The following is an 18,828-nucleotide window of genomic DNA, read 5'->3' as shown; positions in this document are numbered from 1 at the left end:
GTAGATCGGGCCTCGGACATCGCCGTCGAGGCGTGCCGGGACCGCGTCAGTCGGCGCCCGGAACGAGGGTGCCGCGACGTCGCAGCCCGATGAGGTCGACGACCGAGACGAGGGTCGCGATCGCCAGGAAGACGCCGACCGCGGCCATGCCGTAGGCGTACGCGTCGTGGTACACCGCGAGGGAGTCGAGCCCGGCATCCTTCTCGCGGTAGATCGACGCGTAGAACAGCGACAGTCCGATCGCGGTGCCCACCGCCGTCCCGACGCGCTGCCCGAGCTGGCCGACCGAGCCGGCGAGGCCGCCCTCGCGCACGGCGATCTCGGACAGCGTCAGGGTCTGGTTGGGCGACACGACGAGCCCGCCGCCCACTCCGGCGACGAGCAGCGCCGCGGCCATGCCGTAGGCGACGGTCTCGCGGGGCATCGTGTAGGCGACGATCGTCAGCGCGACGACGCTCACGAGCACCGTCACGAGCCCGATCGTCACGAGCTGCCGGCCGAGCCGGTTCACGAGCAGACCGCCGTAGTACGAGCTCGCCGCGCTCGCGACGGCGAATCCGATGGAGACCATGCCGGCGAACACCGGCTCGAGGCCCACCCCGAGCTGCAGGAACAGCGTGCCGAGCAGGAACATGGGCGGGATCGCCGTGAAGTAGGCGACGACCACGAGCGTGCCGTTGCGGAACGACCGGATGCGGAACATCCGGAACGGGATGAGGGGCTGACGACCGGATGCCGCGTACCGCCGCTCCCACCAGAAGAACAGCGCCGCGAACAGGACGAATGCGGTCAGCAGCCACCAGCGGTTCGGGTCGTCGTCGGGCGAGCCGGTCGTGAACAGGAACGGCCACATCAGCGAGACGATCATGAGGCCGAAGATCACGATGCCGACCGGGTCGAGCTGCAGCGGCAGGCCGCTCGCCTGACGGGTCTGCGGGAGGATCCAGATCACCCCGGCGAGCACGAGCAGGCACAGCGGCACGTTGAACCAGAAGATGCCGCGCCAGCCGTCGGTCTCGCCGCCGATCGCGATCATCAGGCCACCGAGCGTGGGGCCGAACGCGGTGGCGATGCCGATCGTCGCCCCGAACAGACCGAACGCGCGGCCGCGCTCCTTGCCGGTGAACAGCTGTTGGATCGTGCCCATGACCTGCGGCATTTGGATGCCCGCCGCGATGCCCTGGACGAGCCGCGCCGCCATGAGCACCTCGATGCTCGGGGCGAGCGCGCAGACGGCGCTCGTCACGGTGAACAGGCTCAGCCCGACAATGAACAGCACCTTGCGGGACCGCTGGTCGCCGAGCCGCCCGAAGGGCACGAGCGCGAGACCGAACGTGAGGATGTAGCCCGAGACCACCAGCTGCAGCTGCGTGGACGTCGCGCCCAGCGACGCCTCGATCGCCGGGAGACCGACGTTGACCTTGCTGAGGTCGAGAATCGTGAACGCCGCCACCGAGACGCAGACCCAGAAGGCCCGCCAGCGCTGCGAGGAGGAGAGGGGGATGCTGGCGGTGGCAGGGGATGTCATGACCGTCCCACGCTACCGGCCCGGCGATGGCTCGAGGCGGGCGCACTCAGGATGCCGCGGCGCGCCCGCCCCCGCCACCAGGGTCACTCGGCGCGACGCTCCGCCTGCTCGTCGGTCAGCACGTCGGGGTCGAGCCCCTGCTGGATCTCGGCGCTCTCGACGAACGGGTCGGCGGCGGCATCCGGCATCGGCGCACCCTCACCGCGACCGCGGTCGGCGGCATCCTGCTGTTCCTTCTCCTCGTTCGTCACCGCGCCTGCGGCGTTGATGGAGGACTCGTCCTCCGACCAGCCGCCGGCCGGGGCGGCCTCGCTCGTCCGGTCGTCCGCGTCGTGTTCCATGGCCGTCTCCTCCGTCATCTGGTGCAGCCATCGTCCGGTGCGGCGGCGTCGCCGTCGACGGGCTTGACCGCGTCGCCGCGGGACGGCTACGAACGAGGAGGACACGGAAAGGGAGCAGGATGTCGGGACACGGGCGCGACACGGCGGGAGGGCCCTTCGTGGTGACCCTCGTCGTCGATCTGCCGATCGCGAAGCCGGATGCCCTCGAGACGATCGCGTTCGCGTGCGACGGTGTCGTCGAGCATGCGCGCACCGCCTACCCGCGCGTCAGCCTGTCGCCGGGGGCATGGGCCGAGGTGCAGATCCCGAAGTTCGGCGATCCGCCGCCTCTCGCAGTCGACGTGTGCTCGGACGAGTCGGGCGAGGTCGCACGGGCCGCGGCCGACCGCCTGAAGGACGCGCTCGAGCGGCTCGGGTGGCGGATCCGCGATCCGCGACCCGGCGAGGCCTGATCGCTCAGGCCGTGCGACGCTCCTGCAGGAGCCTCTCGTGTCCGGGGTTCGCCTCGAACCAGTCGGCGACGTACCAGCAGACCGGGATGACACGGCGGTCGCCGCGTCGCTCGAGGTCGTCGACCGCGCGGCGCACCAGCTCGCCGGCGTAGCCCGACCCTCGGAACGTGGGGATCGTGTAGGCGCGCGTGAGGGCCACGGTGCGGCCGTCGTCGTTGTAATCGAGGACGCTGACGAGGTCTTTGCCGCGGTGCAGGGTGTAGCGCGCGGCATCCTTCTCATCGGTGAAGATCAGGTCGCTCATGCGATCACGCTACGCCGATCCGGCGACGCGCGGACGATGCCCAGCGGATTGAGCAATCTGTCACATTCCGTCATGCGGACGCTGTCGAGGGCGGGCGGTTTGACACATGGCGACGCGCTTCGTCATAATCGGCCACATGACTGACTTCGCACGCACTCTGTCCGCCCGGGAGGCGAACGGAACTGCCGGCATCATGATGCCGCAGCGTGCTGTCATGTGTTGCCGAATGTGTCGCTGACACGGTGATCCCCGCCGGGTCGCGCCGCCGTTTCTGAACACGGCGTCGTCCGACCCCCGAGGCTCCGGTTCCTCCGCCCACAACGCGGATGCCGGTGGTCTCGCACATCGGCCCCAGTGAGGCCATCCGCGCAACACTCCCGAACCCGCGTCCCGCTCCGGGTTCCCCCCTTCGAAGGACATCGCCATGTCGACCTCCGCTCTCCTCTCCGCTCCCACCGCCCCCCGTCACCTCCGCGCCGTGGAGGACATCGCTCCGGCCCGCCCCGCCGCGCCCCGCCCCGCGCCGTCCGCGAGCGGACTGCCCGCCGGAACCGCGCCGCGGGGCTTCGCCCTCTACGTCGGCCTCGACGAGCTGAAGGCCGCCGCCGACGGTGTCAGCCTCTCCGTCATCGTCGACGCGCTCCGCCGCACCATCGCCGAGCTCGCGCCCTCCGCCGAGACGCACGCGACCGTCGCCCTCGCCCCCGTCGGCGCCGGCGGCCGTGACGTCGACGTCGTGCGCCTCGCGCTGCACGAGCCGGCCGCCGTGGCCCGCACGAAGCCCGAGGAACCGCTCGACGAGCACGTCCCCGGTGGCGTCACGATCGACATCTCCCGTCGTCGCGTGCACATCGACGGTGAGACCGCCGCGCTCACGTTCAAGGAGTTCGAGCTGCTGCAGTACCTGGTGCTGCGCGAAGGTCGCACGATCGAGCGCACCGAGCTCGTCTCGTCGCTGTGGAGCCACGCCGACGGCGACGACGCTCCCGGTGAGCGCACGATCGACGTGCACGTGCGCCGCCTGCGCTCGAAGCTCGGCCGCTACGAGGACATCGTCCGCACCGTGCGCGGCATCGGCTACCGGTTCGACCGCCACGCCGACGTCGTCATCCGCTACGGCCACGGCACCCCTTCGCCCGACCGCTTCTGACCACCGCGCCGGGTGCGCTGTCAGCACCCGGACGTAGGGTGTCGGCATGAGGACGGGACTGCGCGAACGGATGCCGCATCCGCCGCCGCCCTCGTCGGCGAAGCCGCTCGAGGCCGAGTACCGACCGAAGGTCCCGACCGATGCGGCGGGCGCGATCCGCTATCAGCAGCGGGGCGCGCACGACCCGTCGCAGACCACAGTCGACGGCGTGATCTGGCGCGCGACGCGGACACCGGAGGGCATCGCCACGGTCGCGATCCGGCCCGGGCTCCGGACGGTGCGTGCGGCGGCGTGGGGTCCTGGCGCGGCGTGGACGCTGGATCAGTTGCCGCGGCTGTGCGGCGCGGGCGACGACCCCGAGGGGTTCGACGCGTCGCGGCATCCGCTCATCGCGGCGACCCACCATAGGCGACCCGACCTGCGGATCGGCGCCACCGACCTCGTCTTCGACGCGCTGGCGAGCAGTGTCTTCGAGCAGAAGGTGACGGGGCTGCAGGCGTTCGGCGCGTGGCGCTGGATCCTGACGCACCACGGCGAGCTCGCCCCCGGGCCGACGCCGCGGCCGATGTACGCGCCCCCGGCGGACTGGCGCATGATCCCGAGCTGGTCGTGGCATCGTGCGGGGCTCGAGCCACCGCAGTCCCGAACGATCGTGGATGCCGCCCGCCGCCGCACCTCGATCGAACGCGCCGCCGTCGCGGCGACCACGGGCGACGAACGCGACCGGGTGTTCAGGAGCCTGCCGGGCGTCGGCGTCTGGACGAGCGCCGAGACCCGCATCCGCGCCTTCGGCGACCCCGACGCCGTGAGCTTCGGGGACTATCACGTCGCCCACCAGGTGGGGTACGCGCTGACCGGATCGCGCGTCGACGACGACGGGATGCGGGAGCTGCTCGAACCGTGGAAGGGCCACCGGCAGCGGGTGATCCGCCTGATCGGTGCGAGCGGCGTCGTGGAGCCGCGGCGCGGTCCGCGCCTCGCGCCGGAGGATCACCGGGCCCGCTGAGGACCCCGCCCGTAGGCTGGGCGCATGACGCAGCGGCAGCGGGGACGACGGTTCTGGGTGATCGGCACGGTGCTGCTGTTCGTCGGCGGCATCCTGTTCGGACTGATCCTGCAGAACGTGTGGATCGGTCTCGTGCTGGCCGCGGCGATCTCGATCGGCTGGCTCATCGCGTACGAGTCGCGCCGCGGGCGCAACGAGGGCATCTACGACCGCGACGACGACGGCGCGCAGCTCTAGTAGTAGACGGCGAGGGGCCCGCGCGGGCCATCCACGACATCGACCGGTGTCTCGAAGATGTCGGTGAGCACGTCGGCGCGGATGATCTCGCCCGGCGTGCCGAAGGCGGCGACCCGGCCGTCCTTCATCGCGCAGACGCGGTCGGCGTAGTGGCCGGCGAAGTTGATGTCGTGCAGGACGACGACGATCGTGCGTCCGAGCTCGGTCGCCGCCCGCTGCAGGTGGCTCATCATCTGCACGGCATGCTGGATGTCGAGGTTGTTGAGCGGCTCGTCGAGCAGGACGTACTCGGTGTCCTGCGCGAGGACCATCGCGACGTACGCCCGTTGGCGCTGTCCGCCCGAGAGCTCATCGAGGTACCTGCCTTCCAGCCCGTGCAAGCCGAGGAAGTCGATCGACCGATCGATGATCTCCTCGTCGACGACCGTGAGGCGACCCTGCGAGTGCGGATAGCGTCCGAAGCCGACGAGCTGACGCACCGTGAGCCGGGTGACGAAATGGTTCTCCTGCCGCAGGATCGCGATGACCTTCGCGAGCTCACGGGACTTCGTGGCGGCGACGTCGTGTCCGCCTACCGAGATCGATCCCTTGTCTGCGGCGAGGAGGCGTCCGACCATCGTGAGGAGCGTCGACTTCCCGGCGCCGTTGGGTCCGATGAGGGCGGTGATGCCACCGGCGGGCAGGTCGAGGGTGACCGGGCCGATCGCGACCTCGGTGCTGTAGCGCTTCTCGACGGCGGTGAGCGAGATCACAGGCGTCCCTTTCGGAGCAGGTGGATGAGGAAGAGCGTGCCGCCGACGATCTCGACGATGATCCCGACCGAGCCGGCGGCGTAGAAGACGTGCTTGAGCACGACGTAGGCGCCGCCGAGCACGACGAAGCCGACGAGTCCGGAGAGGGCGAACATCCGCCGATGGTCGTAGGTGTCGGCCAGCTGATACGTGAGCATCGCGACGAGGAACCCGAAGAACGTCATCGGACCGATGAGCGAGGTCGACACGGCCATCAGAACCGAGACGAGCAGGAGGGCCAGGATCGAGTCGCGCCGCTGGGACGACCCGAGGCTCAGCGCGACCTCGCGCCCCAGGCCGAGGAGGTTGAGTCGCCCGCCACCGAAGGCCAGGAGGCCACCGGCGGTGACGACGAGCGGCAGCGCGATGGGGAGGTAGGTCGCGTCGGCGTTCGCGACGCTGCCGATCAGTCGCGCCGTCAGCAGGTCGAACTCGGTGGGCGTCAGCAACCGTTGCAGGAACGTCGAGAAGGCGGCGAGCGCGCCTCCGAGGATGATGCCCTCGAGGAGCATGATCTGCACGTTGGCATAGCGCCCCGACAGCAGCCATCCATACAGGGCTCCCGAGAAGGCGAGCATGGCCGCGATCTGCAGCAGGTAGGGACCGGGCCCCTGCACGAGGAGCGCACCGGCGGCCCCGAAGAAGAAGATCGCCGCCGTCGAGATCGCGGTGTAGAGGGACTCGAAGCCCATGATCGACGGCGTGACGATGCGGTTCGCGGTCACGGTCTGGAAGGTGATGGTGGCGATCCCCTGGCACACGGCGACGATCGCGATCACGATCACACTCGTGACGCGCAACTGTGCGATGCGCCAGAAGCCGTCGCTGCCCGTGGGGGCAGGGTTGTCCCAGAGCAGGATGCCGGCCGCCACCGCCACGGCGAGGACACAGAGCACCGCGACGGTCACGGCGTAGCGGCGCGCGCGGGTCGCCGTCGGGAAGGCGCCGGAGAGGGCGACGACCTCAGCCACGGCGACGCTGCCTCAGCAGAAGGCCGATGAACACGACGGCGCCGACCATCGCGAGGATCAGCGAGACGGGTACTTCGAAGGGTGCGTTGACGATGCGGGCGAGGATGTCGCAGGCAGTGATCAGTGCGATACCGCCGAGCGCGACCCACGGGACGTTCGACCGCAGATCATCCCCCCGGATCAGCGAGACGACGTTCGGGACGATGAGTCCGAGGAAGGGGAGGTTGCCGACGACGACGGTGACGACGCCGGCGGCGAGGGCGATGAGCACCGTGCCCATCAGAACGATGCGCCGGTAGTCCAGTCCGACGTTGGTCGCGATGTCCTCGCCGAGCCCGGCGATCGTGAAGCGGTCGGCCGCGATGAAGACGGCGATGACGACGACGAGCACGATCCACAGCGGTTCGTACTGCCCCCGGAGGACGGAGGTGAACGAGCCCGTGAACCAGATCGCCATGCTCTGCAGCAGGTTCGTCGACAGCGCGAGGAAGGTCGAGACCGCGCCCACGACAGCGCCGAGCATCATCCCCACGATCGGCACGATGACCGAGGAGGTCAACATGACCCGGCGCAGGAACAGGAAGAAGAGCATGGTCCCGACGAAGGCCATCGCGACCGCGCCGATCATGCGCACCACGAGGGGCGCGTCGGGGACGAGCAGCATGACCAGCAGGAGTCCCAGGCCCGCCCACTCGGTGGTCCCGGTGGTGGTCGGTTCGACGAACCGGTTCTGGGTCAGCAGCTGCATGACCAGTCCGCACATGGCGAGCGCTGCGCCGGCGAGGACGAGGCCGACGGTCCGAGGGATGCGCGTGATCGCGAACATCTCCGCGCCATCCTCCTCGCCGATCACGTCGTAGACGCCGACGAAGAGGGAGAGCGCCACGAGCCCGGCGACGACGACAGCGCCGAGCAGAAGCGGCCCGGTGAACAGGCGCCCGCGCGGGCGCCTGTTCACCGGGTGCTCGAGAGTGAGGGTCACCGGCTCTCGAGCGCGTCGGCGAAGTCCTCGAAGAACTGCGTGTACGTCTCGATGCCCTCGTTCAGGTAGGTGCCCTGCGGCATGTAGACGATGTTGCCCTCGCGAACGGCGGTCACGTTCTGCAGCGCTTCGGATCCGGCGAGGATGTCGGTCGCCGGGGTGTAGGCCTCATCGGTGTTGACGCTGACCGCGGCATCCCGATCCATCACCAGGAACCAGTCGGGGTCTGCGGCGGCGAGCGCTTCGACCGAGATGTCGTCGCCCTGGTGATCGGTCGAGCCGTCGGACTCCAGCGCCGGCGTCAGCCCGAGGATGTCGTAGACGGGTCCGAGCGTGCGACCCGTGGTCGGCGCGGCGTAGTTGATCTCACCTCCGGACGTGATCACACCCATGACGGTCTCGCTGTCGTCGTAGGCGGCCAGGACCCGTTCGATGGCAGCGTCGAAGTCGGCGACGAGGGCGGCGGCCTCCTCCTGCTTGCCGAAGATCTCGCCGAGGGTCGTGACCTGGCGACGCAGCTCCTCGTCGAGGGGCTCACCGTCGCGCGGATCGAGCTCGACGATGGTGGCGTCCGGGACGAGCGTCTCGAAGTCGGCGTAATAGCTCGCGAAGCGCTGCCCGTTGACGATGAGGTCGGGGTCGGCGGCCACCACCGCTTCGAGGTCGGGTTCGTTGTGGTTGCCGAGGTTCGCGACGGCGGGGTCGTCCTTGAACGACAGACCGTCGGGGAAGATGTCGAGCGGCGCCCCGACGACCGGGACCCCCCAGGAGTCGAGCATCGAGATCGTGCGGTTGTCGGTGGCGACGACCCGCTGCGGCGGGGTGGTGACGGTCTGCTCGCCGTGGTTGTCCTCGACGGTGACCGTCTCGGTGTCGGTCTCGGCGGCCGGCTCGGCGTCGGCGGCGGTGCCGGCGCACCCCGCAAGGGCGAGCGCCGCGAGAGCGACGAGCGGAGTGGCGGTCAGGGGACGGATGCTGCGCATGTGACTGCTCCTGTCGTCGACGGAGCGGGCGTGTATGAGCACGCTGGCGCCGTCGGTCGGAAGGGGATCGCCGGCGAGTGCAGGCAGTTTTTAGGTTAGCCTTACCTGTGTGAGCTTCGTCACATCCGCCCCCTCCTTCCGGCTGGAGCGACAGCCGCTCGACCTCCGCTTCCGCCGCGCCGTCCTCGCGGCACGGACGTGGGAGACATCGACGTACGTGCGCGTCCGGCTCGAGGGAGACGACCTGCGCGGTTTCACGTCGCTCGGCAGCGACGATCACATGCGCCTGTTCTTCCCCGCCGAGTCCGCCGTCGACCTCGACGCGATCCGACAGTCACCCAGCCGCGAGTACACACCGCTGGCGTGGGATGCCGAGGCCGGATGGCTCGAGGTCGAGTTCGCCGTGCATGGGGACCAGGGCATCGCGGCGCCGTGGGCGGCATCCGCTCCCCTCGGCTCGACGATCGGTGTGGGCGGACCCCGCGGCTCGATGGTGATCGCGGGCCGTCCCGACGCCTGGTTCCTCGCCGGCGACGAGACCGCCGTGCCCGCGATCCGTCGGTTCGCCGCGCTGATGGACGCGGACGCGGTGGGCCGGATCCTCGTCGAGGTGACGGATGCCGCTCACGAGCTGCCGGTGGCGGCGCCGCGCGGAGTGGACGTCTCGGTCGTACACCGTGGCGACGCGTTCCCGGGTGTGGCCCTCGCCGCCGAACTCGACCGCTTCGCGGAGCAGGATCGCCCCGACGGCGACGTGTTCGGCTCCGTCGCCGCCGAACAGGGGATCGTGAAGTCCGGGCGACGCCTGCTGCTCGAGCGGTGGGGCCTGGCATCCGACCAGGTGGTCGTGAAGGGTTACTGGAAGAGCGGCGAGGCCGAGCACCACGCGCCCCACTGACCCGCTCTAAGCGAGCTCGAAGCCGCTCGCACGGGTCCTCGTTGACGCGACACGCCCGGGCCGCTAACGTAGCAGGGCTGTGCCGACCGGCACGGCGAGAACCCGGAGGACGCCATGACCACGCAGCAGCGTGATCTGCTCCAGCGGAACGAGACCAAGGTCCCGTTCCGCTACGAGCCGTACCCTCCGGCGCGCGCCGTCTGACGCCATCACCGTCCGACGCCCCGCACCGCACAGGTCCGGGGCGTCTTCTCGTGTGTTCCTCTCCACACGAAGGCTCCCGGGCCCTCCACGAAGGAAAGGAACCATGGAGAAGCTCACGAACAGGCTGCTGTCGTGGGCGAGCATCATCGACGACAAGACCGTCGAACAGGCTCGCACCTCGTCACGCATGCCGTTCATCCACCCGCACCTGGCGCTCATGCCGGATGCGCACCTCGGCAAGGGGGCGACCGTCGGCTCGGTCATCCCGACGCTGGGCGCCATCATTCCGGCGGCCGTCGGCGTCGACATCGGATGCGGCATGATCGCCGTCCGCACGCAGTTCACGAAGGCGCAGCTCGTGGAGCGCGACCTCGCGGGCCTGCGGGAGCAGATCGAACGCGCGATCCCGCTGTCGGCCGGCCGCGACAACCGCAAGATCGTCGCCACCGCCGAGCCGCGCGTCGCCGAGCTGGAGGAGCTCGCCGCGAAGAACGGGTTCGACCCGGCATCCTACGCAGGGCACTGGCGGAACCAGCTCGGGTCGCTCGGGTCGGGGAACCACTTCATCGAGATCTCGGTCGACGAGACCGATGCGGTGTGGATGTTCCTCCACTCGGGCTCGCGAGGGGTCGGCAACAAGATCGCCACGTATCACATCGCCGTCGCGCAGCGGCTGGCGACGCAGTGGTGGATCGAGCTGCCCGATCGCGACCTCGCCTACCTCGTGGAGGGGACGGACGAGTTCTGGGAGTACATCCGCCAGCTGCGGTGGGCCCAGCACTTCGCCCTCCTCAACCGGGAGGAGATGATGGACCGGGTCTCGCGGCAGCTCTCCGAGGTGATGGGAGAGGACGTCGTCGAGCACGAGCGGATCAACTGCCACCACAACTTCACCGAGCGCGAGAAGCACTTCGGCAAGGAGGTGTGGGTGTCGCGGAAGGGGGCCATCCAGGCCGACGCCGGTTGGCCCGGACTCATCCCGGGGTCGATGGGGACGGCATCCTACGTCGTCTCCGGACTCGGCAACCCGCTCTCGCTGAACTCCTCCCCGCACGGCGCGGGGCGGGAGTATTCGCGGTCGGCGGCGCGTCGGACCTTCACGCACGCGCAGCTCCGGGAGGCCATGGCAGGCATCGAGTTCCGTGACACGGACGCGTTCATCGACGAGATCCCGCAGGCGTACAAGCCGATCGACCGGGTCATGGCCGACGCGGCCGATCTCGTCGAGATCCGGCACACGCTGAGACAGCTCGTCAACGTGAAGGGCGACTGACCGGCGATCCCTCCGGGCGGCGGCCCCTACATCTCCTCGTGGGTGTCGGGGTCGCCGTCCCACAGCCGGCCGCGCTCGAGGGCCGAGATCGCGGCGACCTCGTCGTCCGTGAGCGAGAACCCGAAGACGTCGGCGTTCTCGACCTGGCGGACGGGATCGGCGGACTTCGGGATCGGGGTGCTGCCGAGCTGCACGTGCCAGCGCAGCACCGCCTGCGTCGGCGTCACCCCGTGGGCGGCGGCGACGTCGAGCACGATCTGCTCGCTCAACAATTCGGAGCGTCGCGCGAGCGGGCTCCAGCTCTCGGTGCGGATGCCCTGCGAGACGTGGAAGGCGCGCAGCGCCGCCTGCGGGAAGTAGGGGTGCAGTTCGACCTGGTTCACGGCAGGGACGACACCCGTCGCGTCGATGATGCGGGCGAGCATCGGCTCGGTGAAGTTCGAGACGCCGACCGATCCGACGCGACCCTCCTTCTGCAGGTCGACCATCGCACGGTAGGTGTCGACGTACTTGTCGACGCTCGGGTTCGGCCAGTGGATCAGGTACAGGTCGATCCGGTCGAGCCCGAGCCGCTCGAGCGACCCCTCGGCGCTGCGGCGGGTCTCGTCGTAGCCGTGGTCCCGGCCGGGGACCTTCGTCGTCACGAGAAGCTCGTCGCGGATGCCGCTGCGCCGGACGGCCTCGCCGACCTCGCGCTCATTCTCGTAATTGACCGCCGAGTCCAGCAGGCGGTACCCGCCCTCGACGGCCGCGACGATCGAGCGGATGCCGTCCTCGCCACGCAGGTTGTACGTGCCGAGGCCGAGCTGGGGGAAGGCGGTGCCGTCGTTCAGGGAAACCGTGGGAATGGTGACCATGCGTTCACGCTACGCCCCGCACGCGCTCCCCCGCTCGCGGCAGCAGTCCGGCCAGGTCGTCGGGCGTGTCGAGGTCCCACCGCAGCCCCGATGTCGCCCGCACCGGCATCGGGCGGCAGCCGAGCGCGAGGTGGCGTGCGAACGAATCGGGACCGTACGCCGACGCCCAGGGCACACCCGCTCGCGCGGTGAGGAGCGTCGTGCCGGTGCCTGCGGCATCCGGTATCACGGCGCGCGGCGCCGCCGACGCCATCGCCAGTGCGGCCGACAGTTCCGCGGAGGCAAGGGCGGCGAGGTCCGCCGGGAGCGCCGCGCGAGGGCGGCGCAGTCCGACGCGGCCGGATGCGGCGGCCAGCGCCGCGTCGATCCCGGTCGCAGCGCGTTCCCGGATGAGCTCGACGCCACCGGGGAGGAGATCCGCGAGGGCCGCATCCGCCGTCACGACCAAGACGCGCGCCACTCCCGCCGCCCGGGTGGCGACGTCGATCGTGTCGAGAGCGAGCGCCCGGGCGATGTCGCCGCGGCGCGCGTCGTCGCCGAGGCGCGACTTCGCCGCGGCAGCCGGCTTGACCGGGATCATCACCGCCCAGCCGCGATCCCTCACGCGAATCTCCGGCGCAGTCGCGGCAGGATGTCGTCGGCGTACCGCTGCAGGAAGGCGCGCTGGTCGGCGCCGGGATCGTGGAAGACCAGGTGCCGGAACCCCATGTCGACGTACTCCGCGATCCGCTCGACGTGCTCGTCCGGGTCGTCGGAGACGATGAATCGCGAGGCCGCGCGATCGATCGGCAGCGCTGCCGCCCGACGCTGCATCTCGCGCGGATCGTGGATGCCCATCTTCTCCTCGGCGGAGAGCGCGAGCGGGGCCCAGAACCGGGTGCGCTCCCGAGCGACGTCGAGATCGGGATGGTACGACACCTTGACCTCAATCATGCGGTCGATCTCGTCGCCCCGCTCCGACTTGGCGTGACCGTCGGCCACGGCCGGCAGCAGCGTGTCCGTGTAGAGGCCGCGGGCCTTGCCGCTCGTCGTGATGAATCCGTCGGCCACCCGCCCCGCCAGGCGCGCCGCGGCGGGACCTGCTGCACCGATGTAGATCGGCACCGGCTGGTCCGGCCGGTCATAGACGGTGGCGTCCTCGACCTTCCAGAACGCCCCGTCGAACGTGACACGCTCACGGTCCCAGAGGTCGCGCATGAGCGCGATCGACTCCTTGAGCCGCTGGAAGCGCTCCGGCGGGTCGGGCCAGTCGAGCCCGAGGGTCACCTCGTTGAGCGCCTCGCCGGTCCCGACGCCCAGCACGATGCGCCCCGGGTTCAGCACCGCGAGGGTCGCGACCGACTGGGCGACGACGGCCGGATGGTAACGGAAGGTCGGCGTGAGGACGGAGGTCCCCATGAGAATGCGGGAGGTCCGGGCGCCGAGCGCACCGAGCCACGGCAGTGCGGCGGGCGCGTGACCGCCGTCGTGCATCCACGGCTGGAAGTGGTCGGAGATGAAGACGCTGTCGAACCCGGCATCCTCCGCCGCGACGGCGAACTCGAGCAGGTCGACCGGCCCGAACTGCTCCGCCGACGCCTTGTACCCGAATCGGATGGGGACGCTCATCGTGCTCCTCCTGTCAGCGCGGACCGCTCGGTCCGCGACACGGCGCTGCGTGCGGCATCCGCCATCGCCGCCGCCAACTCGGCGACCGTCCCCGGCCAGAGGACGCCCACCCCGCCCGACCGGGCGTCGAGATACCAGCTCTCGCAGCCGCCGAGCCACGCCGTGCCGGCCGCGCGTGCGGCGACATCGAGGCTCGCGCGGGCCTCGGCATCCGCGTCGACCCGGACCACGCCGCCGCCCGCCATTGTGCGGCGGATGAAGTCCGCCTGCCGCTCGAGGACGAGCAGCGACGAGGCGTGCGGCAGGGCGGAGTGCGGCCCGTTCATGACGAAGAGGTTGGGGAAGCCCGCGACCATGGTCGAGGCGACGGCGCTCATGCCGCCCGCCCAGTGCTCCGCGAGGGTCACGCCGTTCTCGCCGCGCACGATGCCGGCGTACGGCTGGTGCGTCGTCTCGAACCCGGTGGCCAGGACGATCCGGTCGATCCCGTCGTGCACCGCGCCCGAGGCCCCGGTGAGACGGTTTCCGGCGACGGACGCCAGCGCCGAGGCCTCGAGCGTCACGGCCTCGCCTGCGACGGCGGCGTAGAACGTGTCCGAGAGCACGACGCGCTTGCAGCCGAACGGATACCCGGGCGTCAGCGCGCGTCGCAGGCCGCGATCGGGCACGCTCGCGACCAGGTGCGCGAGTGCCGCACGCCGCGCCCGAGCGGATGCCGCGCCCCGCCCCGACCGTGCCGCGAACCGCTCGCCGTCGCCCGCCGCGAGCCTCTCCCGCTCGCGCGCGATCGCCCCGGGCGCCGAGAACAGCTCGGCGTCGCGCGCGTCGTACCGGCGCCCACCGCGCGGAAGCACCCACGCCGGAGAGCGCTGGAAGAGGACCACCTCGGCGCCCGAGCGGACCAGCTCGGGAACGAGTTGGGCGGCGCTGGACCCCGTCCCGACGACGGCGATGCGGGTGCCGGCGACCGACCCGGTCGCGTCCCAGCGGGCCGTGTGGCCGACTGCTCCGGGAAAAGAGGGCAGACCGGGGACGTCGGGGATGCGGGGCTCGGACAACCGCCCGCAGCCGAGGACCAGCACATCGGCCGAGTCGGGGCCGCCGGCCGAGAAGCCGAGCCGCCAGCGCTCGGCGACGGGGTCCCATTCGGCATCCGTCAGTGCCGTCCCGAAGCGGATCGCGTCCCGCAGACCCTCGCGGTCGACGACCCCCTCGAGGTAGGCGGCGATCTCGGCGCCCGGGGCGAACTCGGCCGACCAGCCGGGGTGGGGGTGACGCTCGAAGCTGTACAGGTGCGCCGGGACATCGCACGCGACGCCCGGATAGACGTTCTCGCGCCACGTCCCGCCGACCCGATCCGCCCGCTCGACCACCACCACGTCGTGGCCGGCCTCGCGCAGCTCGATCGCGGCCGCGATGCCCGCGAAACCCGCGCCGACGACGACGACCTCGGCGTGACCGCTCATGCGGCCGCCTCCGCCGGTGTCCCGTAGGTCGTGGTGCGTTCGCGCAGCCGGCGGCGCAGCGACCCGGCCAAGCGGGAGGCGTCACCGAAGGGCAGCTCAAGCCCCCGCTCGACCCCGGTGTCGGGGCGCATGCGCCCGTCGAGGAGGGTGCCGCCCAGATCGTCGCCGCCGCTGCGCAGCAGCTCCGCGGTGATCGCCCGCCCGTGTCGGGTCCATGGGATCTGGATGTGGCGGATGCCGTCGTTCAGGAGCAGGCGCGCGACGGCGACCATCGCACGGTGCTCATCGAGGTCCGATCGCTCGGCGGTGCGCGTGCCGCCGCCGGGGAGCGGGATCGGCACGAACTCGGTGAACCCGCCGGTCTCGTCGTGCAGGCCCCGGAGTGTCAGCAAGTGGGCCACGCGGTCGGCCGCCGATTCGATGTGGCCGTAGAAGAGGACCGAGCTCGTCCGCATGCCGTGCGCGTGCTCTGCGCGGATGATCTCGAGCCACCGATCGACGTCGAGGTCGCCGGGGGCGATGCGGCGCCGGATGTCGTCGTCCAGGACTTTCACCCCCGTTCCGGGCATCGTGCCCACGCCCGCCGCGCGGAGGGCGGCGATGGCGCGCGGCACACCGATGGTCGTGCGGTCGGCCAGGTCGGCGACATCCTGCGGGCGGAAGGCGTGCAGGTGCAGCGACGGCGCGGCCGCGCGCACGGCGTGCACGAGATCCACGTACAGGCGCGGGTCCTCCCTGGGGTCCAGCCGCCCCTGAATGCAGAGCTCGGTCGCGCCGAGGGACGCGGCATCCCTCGCGATCGCCTCGACGTCGGCGAGCCCGAACGCCCCCGCACCGACGGGTGCGCGGTGCAGGCCGGACGACGCGAGGTTGCGGTTGACGACGATGCTCACGGTGTCGCCGATCGTCGTGCGCCGCAGGTCGTCGGCGGTGCGGATGAGTCGTTCCAGATCATCGCCGGTCGCCGTCAGCAGGTGCTCCCAGTCGGCCGCATCGAGCTCGCGCGGGGTCGTCGCCGCCGTCTCGAGCAGCGCCGTGCCGCGACGACGCCGTGACGTCGCGGCGCGCGCGCGGCCCGCGAGACCCGTCCCCGGCTCGGCGAGCGAGGCGACGGCGGCGTGGAGGGCAGGGTCGATCCAGGCGGCGGGCGCCCGCACGTACTCGGGGTGGGCGGTCAGCCGCTCGACGAGCGTGAAGCCTGCCGCAGCGGTGTGGGCGGCGAGGTCGTCGAGATGCGGCCACGGCCGCTCCGGATTGACGTGATCGGCGGTCAGCGGCGAGACCCCACCCCAGTCGTCGACCCCCGCAGCGAGCAGCGACGCGAGCTCCGCTGGATCGGAGAGGTTCGGCGGCGCCTGGATGCGCATGCCAGGTCCGAGGATGAGTCGCGCGACCGCGATCGCCGCGAGGTAGGCGTCGCGATCGGCATCCGCCGCCGCCGCCATCGCCGTCCGGGGCTTCGCCCGGAAGTTCTGCACGATGACCTCCTGCACGTGCCCGTGACGGGCGTGCGCGTCGCGCAGCGCGAAGAGCGAGGCCGCGCGGTCGGCGAGGGTCTCGCCGATGCCGACCAGGATGCCGGTGGTGAACGGGATGCGGGCTCGCCCCGCATCCTCGATCACGGCGAGACGGAGGGCGGGATCCTTGTCGGGAGAGCCGTGGTGCGCGGCGCCCGGGGTCTCGAACAGGGCGCGCGAGGTCGTCTCCAGCATCATCCCCATCGACGGCGACACCGGGCGGAGCGCCGCGAGCTCGGCGGCGGACATGACCCCCGGGTTCGCGTGCGCGAGGAGCCCGGTCTCACGGGTGACCAGCCGCGCCGCATGGGCGACGTAGTCGACCGTCGAGGCGAAGCCGTGCGCGTCGAGCCACGCCCGCGCCTCGGGCCAGCGGTCCTCGGGCCGGTCGCCGAGGGTGAGCAGGGCCTCCTTGCAGCCCTGCGCCGCGCCCGCGCGCGCGATCCGGAGGATCTGCGCGTCGTCGAGGTAGGCGGGCGCCTTCTTGCGGAGGAGCTGGGCGGGGGTGTCGACGAACGCGCAGTAGTGGCAACGGTCCCGGCAGAGCGTGGTCAGCGGGAGGAAGACCTTGCGCGAGTAGGTCACGACGCCGGGACGGCCCGCGGTGGCCAGGCCCGCGTTGCGGACGGCGGCGGCGCGCGCCAGGAGCATCTCGAGCTCGCACCCGGTCGAGGCCAGCAGGCGCTCGGCCTCGACCGGGTCGGTGAGGATGTCGTCGGTGGGGTGGGACATCGGCGGCCTCAGTCGTGCTGCGGGAAGCCCAGGTTCAGGCCGCCGTGCGACGGGTCGAGCCAGCGCGAGGTCACCGCCTTCTCACGGGTGAAGAACGCGAACCCCTGCGGACCGTACGCCTTCGCGTCGCCGAACAGCGACGCCTTCCAGCCGCCGAACGAGTGGTAGGCCACCGGCACCGGGATCGGGACGTTGACCCCGACCATGCCGACGCTCACCTCGCGCTGGAAGCGGCGGGCGGCACCGCCGTCGTTCGTGAAGATCGCGGTGCCGTTGCCGTACGGGCTCGCCTCGATGAGCGCGAGACCCTCCTCGTACCCCGCGACCCGCACGACCGAGAGAACCGGCCCGAAGATCTCATCGGTGTAGACGGCGGACGAGGTCGGCACCTTGTCGATGAGGGTGGGACCGAGCCAGAAGCCGTCACCGTCGGCATCCGGGACCACGTCGCGGCCATCGACGACGATCTCGGCGCCGTCGGTCTCGGCGATCGCGAGGTAGCCGGCGACCTTGTCACGGTGCTCTCGGGTGATGAGCGGTCCCATGTCGCAGCCACGCGTGCCGTCGCCGGTGCGCAGCGTCGCGACGCGCTCGGCGATCCTCGCGACGAGGGCGTCGGCGATCGGCTCGGTCGCCAGCAGCACCGAGATCGCCATGCAGCGCTCGCCCGCCGACCCGAACCCCGCGTTGACGGCGGCGTCGGCGGCCAGGTCGAGGTCGGCATCCGGAAGCACCAGCATGTGGTTCTTCGCGCCGCCGAGGGCCTGCACGCGCTTGCCCTGCGCACTCGCCCGCTCGTAGATGTAGCGGGCGATCGGGGTGGACCCGACGAACGAGATCGCGCGCACCGTCGGGTGGTCGAGGATCGCGTCGACGGCCTCCTTGTCGCCGTGGACGACGTTGAGGACGCCTGCCGGAAGGCCCGCCTCGACGAGGGCACGCGCGATCCAGTCGGACGCCGACGGATCCTTCTCGCTCGGCTTCAGCACGACCGTGTTGCCCGAGACGAGCGCGATCGGAAGGAACCAGAGCGGCACCATCGCGGGGAAGTTGAAGGGACTGATGACCCCGACGACGCCGACGGGCTGCTTCACCGAGTAGACGTCGACGCCCGTGGAGACGTTCTCGGAGTACTCGCCCTTGAGGAGGTGACCCGCCCCGCAGGCGAACTCGACGACCTCGAGACCGCGGGCGATCTCGCCGAGCGCGTCGGAGAGCACCTTGCCGTGCTCGGCCGTGAGGATCGCGGCGAGCTCGTCCTTGCGCGCGTTCAGGATCTCGCGGAACGAGAACATGACGCCCTGCCGCTTCGCGAGACTCGCGTCGCGCCACGCCGGCAGGGCGGCGGCGGCACGGTCGACCGCGGCGCCCACGTCGGCAGTGCTCGCGAGGCGCACCCGGCCGCTGACGACTCCGGTGGCGGGGTTGTGGATGGGGGCCGTGCGGTCGGACTCGCCGCTCCACGCGGCGCCGTCGACCCAGTGCTCGAGCACGGCGACATCAGGCTGGTCGGTCATGGTTCCTCCGA

Annotated in this window: 19 protein-coding genes; 6 read left to right on the top strand and 13 right to left on the bottom strand. The window is 71.2% G+C overall.

Annotation, left to right across the window (positions count from 1 at the left end; translation table 11 throughout):
* Positions 1-46 precede the first annotated feature (46 nt).
* Positions 47-1,528, bottom strand: a complete 1,482-nt coding sequence (locus Q9S36_RS12040; protein ID WP_311285346.1) for an MFS transporter — start codon at positions 1,526-1,528, stop codon at positions 47-49.
* A gap of 83 nt (positions 1,529-1,611) precedes the next feature.
* Positions 1,612-1,869 (bottom strand): hypothetical protein, encoded by a 258-nt coding sequence (locus Q9S36_RS12035; protein WP_311285345.1) that lies wholly within the window; start codon positions 1,867-1,869, stop codon positions 1,612-1,614.
* A gap of 119 nt (positions 1,870-1,988) precedes the next feature.
* On the opposite strand from Q9S36_RS12035, the gene Q9S36_RS12030 reads away from it, so the two are divergent.
* Entirely contained in the window at positions 1,989-2,321 is a 333-nt protein-coding gene (locus Q9S36_RS12030; protein WP_311285344.1) for a hypothetical protein, read from the top strand.
* 4 nt (positions 2,322-2,325) lie between these two features.
* Here Q9S36_RS12030 and Q9S36_RS12025 read toward each other — a convergent pair whose 3' ends face one another.
* Positions 2,326-2,625 (bottom strand): GNAT family N-acetyltransferase, encoded by a 300-nt coding sequence (locus tag Q9S36_RS12025; RefSeq protein WP_311285343.1) that lies wholly within the window; start codon positions 2,623-2,625, stop codon positions 2,326-2,328.
* A 424-nt stretch (positions 2,626-3,049) separates the two neighbouring features.
* On the opposite strand from Q9S36_RS12025, the gene Q9S36_RS12020 reads away from it, so the two are divergent.
* The 3 genes from Q9S36_RS12020 to Q9S36_RS12010 all read left to right on the top strand — a co-directional run bounded on the left by Q9S36_RS12020 (position 3,050) and on the right by Q9S36_RS12010 (position 5,018).
* Positions 3,050-3,775: a winged helix-turn-helix domain-containing protein gene (locus tag Q9S36_RS12020; protein WP_217529269.1), complete on the top strand. Its 726-nt coding sequence runs from the start codon at positions 3,050-3,052 to the stop codon at positions 3,773-3,775.
* Positions 3,776-3,845: 70 nt separating this feature from the next.
* Positions 3,846-4,781 carry a DNA-3-methyladenine glycosylase 2 family protein gene (locus Q9S36_RS12015; protein ID WP_311285571.1) on the top strand — a complete coding sequence of 312 codons (936 nt, stop codon included), beginning with the start codon at positions 3,846-3,848 and terminating at the stop codon, positions 4,779-4,781.
* A gap of 24 nt (positions 4,782-4,805) precedes the next feature.
* Positions 4,806-5,018 carry a hypothetical protein gene (locus Q9S36_RS12010; protein ID WP_311285342.1) on the top strand — a complete coding sequence of 71 codons (213 nt, stop codon included), beginning with the start codon at positions 4,806-4,808 and terminating at the stop codon, positions 5,016-5,018.
* Here the strand turns inward: Q9S36_RS12010 and Q9S36_RS12005 are convergent.
* From Q9S36_RS12005 to Q9S36_RS11990, 4 genes are read right to left on the bottom strand one after another with little or no spacing between them, the layout of a single operon-like run.
* The gene (locus Q9S36_RS12005; RefSeq protein ID WP_311285341.1) at positions 5,015-5,770 is read right to left on the bottom strand and encodes an ATP-binding cassette domain-containing protein; all 756 of its coding nucleotides are present in this window, start codon (positions 5,768-5,770) and stop codon (positions 5,015-5,017) included. The genes Q9S36_RS12010 and Q9S36_RS12005 overlap by 4 nt on opposite strands.
* The gene (locus Q9S36_RS12000) at positions 5,767-6,780 is read right to left on the bottom strand and encodes an iron chelate uptake ABC transporter family permease subunit (protein ID WP_311285340.1); all 1,014 of its coding nucleotides are present in this window, start codon (positions 6,778-6,780) and stop codon (positions 5,767-5,769) included. The genes Q9S36_RS12005 and Q9S36_RS12000 overlap by 4 nt, the downstream gene beginning before the upstream one ends.
* Complete coding sequence (locus tag Q9S36_RS11995) at positions 6,773-7,762, bottom strand: iron chelate uptake ABC transporter family permease subunit (protein WP_311285339.1); 990 nt, start codon at positions 7,760-7,762, stop codon at positions 6,773-6,775. The genes Q9S36_RS12000 and Q9S36_RS11995 overlap by 8 nt, the downstream gene beginning before the upstream one ends.
* Positions 7,759-8,745, bottom strand: a complete 987-nt coding sequence (locus Q9S36_RS11990; RefSeq protein ID WP_311285338.1) for an ABC transporter substrate-binding protein — start codon at positions 8,743-8,745, stop codon at positions 7,759-7,761. The genes Q9S36_RS11995 and Q9S36_RS11990 overlap by 4 nt, the downstream gene beginning before the upstream one ends.
* A 109-nt stretch (positions 8,746-8,854) precedes the next feature.
* Between Q9S36_RS11990 and Q9S36_RS11985 the strand changes: the two genes are divergently transcribed.
* A complete protein-coding gene (locus tag Q9S36_RS11985) occupies positions 8,855-9,643 on the top strand; it encodes a siderophore-interacting protein (protein ID WP_311285337.1) in 789 nt (262 codons plus the stop codon).
* 307 nt (positions 9,644-9,950) lie between these two features.
* Positions 9,951-11,120, top strand: coding sequence for an RtcB family protein (locus Q9S36_RS11980; protein WP_311285336.1), 1,170 nt, complete (start codon positions 9,951-9,953; stop codon positions 11,118-11,120).
* 26 nt (positions 11,121-11,146) lie between these two features.
* Here the strand turns inward: Q9S36_RS11980 and Q9S36_RS11975 are convergent, their stop codons facing one another.
* The 6 genes from Q9S36_RS11975 to Q9S36_RS11950 are packed head-to-tail and all read right to left on the bottom strand — an operon-like array spanning position 11,147 to position 18,817.
* Positions 11,147-11,977, bottom strand: a complete 831-nt coding sequence (locus Q9S36_RS11975) for an aldo/keto reductase (RefSeq protein WP_311285335.1) — start codon at positions 11,975-11,977, stop codon at positions 11,147-11,149.
* 4 nt (positions 11,978-11,981) lie between these two features.
* Entirely contained in the window at positions 11,982-12,581 is a 600-nt protein-coding gene (gene cofC / locus Q9S36_RS11970; RefSeq protein ID WP_311285334.1) for a 2-phospho-L-lactate guanylyltransferase, read from the bottom strand.
* On the bottom strand, positions 12,578-13,585 hold the full coding sequence (gene fgd, locus Q9S36_RS11965; protein WP_311285333.1) for a glucose-6-phosphate dehydrogenase (coenzyme-F420): 1,008 nt from the start codon (positions 13,583-13,585) through the stop codon (positions 12,578-12,580). The genes cofC and fgd overlap by 4 nt, the downstream gene beginning before the upstream one ends.
* A complete protein-coding gene (locus tag Q9S36_RS11960; RefSeq protein ID WP_311285332.1) occupies positions 13,582-15,051 on the bottom strand; it encodes an NAD(P)/FAD-dependent oxidoreductase in 1,470 nt (489 codons plus the stop codon). Before Q9S36_RS11960 ends, fgd begins: the two co-directional genes overlap by 4 nt.
* Positions 15,048-17,300: a 7,8-didemethyl-8-hydroxy-5-deazariboflavin synthase CofG gene (gene cofG, locus Q9S36_RS11955; protein ID WP_311285331.1), complete on the bottom strand. Its 2,253-nt coding sequence runs from the start codon at positions 17,298-17,300 to the stop codon at positions 15,048-15,050. The genes Q9S36_RS11960 and cofG overlap by 4 nt, the downstream gene beginning before the upstream one ends.
* Before the next feature lie 8 nt (positions 17,301-17,308).
* Positions 17,309-18,817 (bottom strand): CoA-acylating methylmalonate-semialdehyde dehydrogenase, encoded by a 1,509-nt coding sequence (locus Q9S36_RS11950; RefSeq protein WP_311285330.1) that lies wholly within the window; start codon positions 18,815-18,817, stop codon positions 17,309-17,311.
* Positions 18,818-18,828: the final 11 nt, after the last annotated feature.

It is taken from the genome of Microbacterium sp. ARD31 (genome assembly GCF_031844425.1).
The sequence above is the reverse complement of the archived record's forward strand: the minus strand, read 5'-3'. Positions and strand labels throughout refer to the sequence as shown.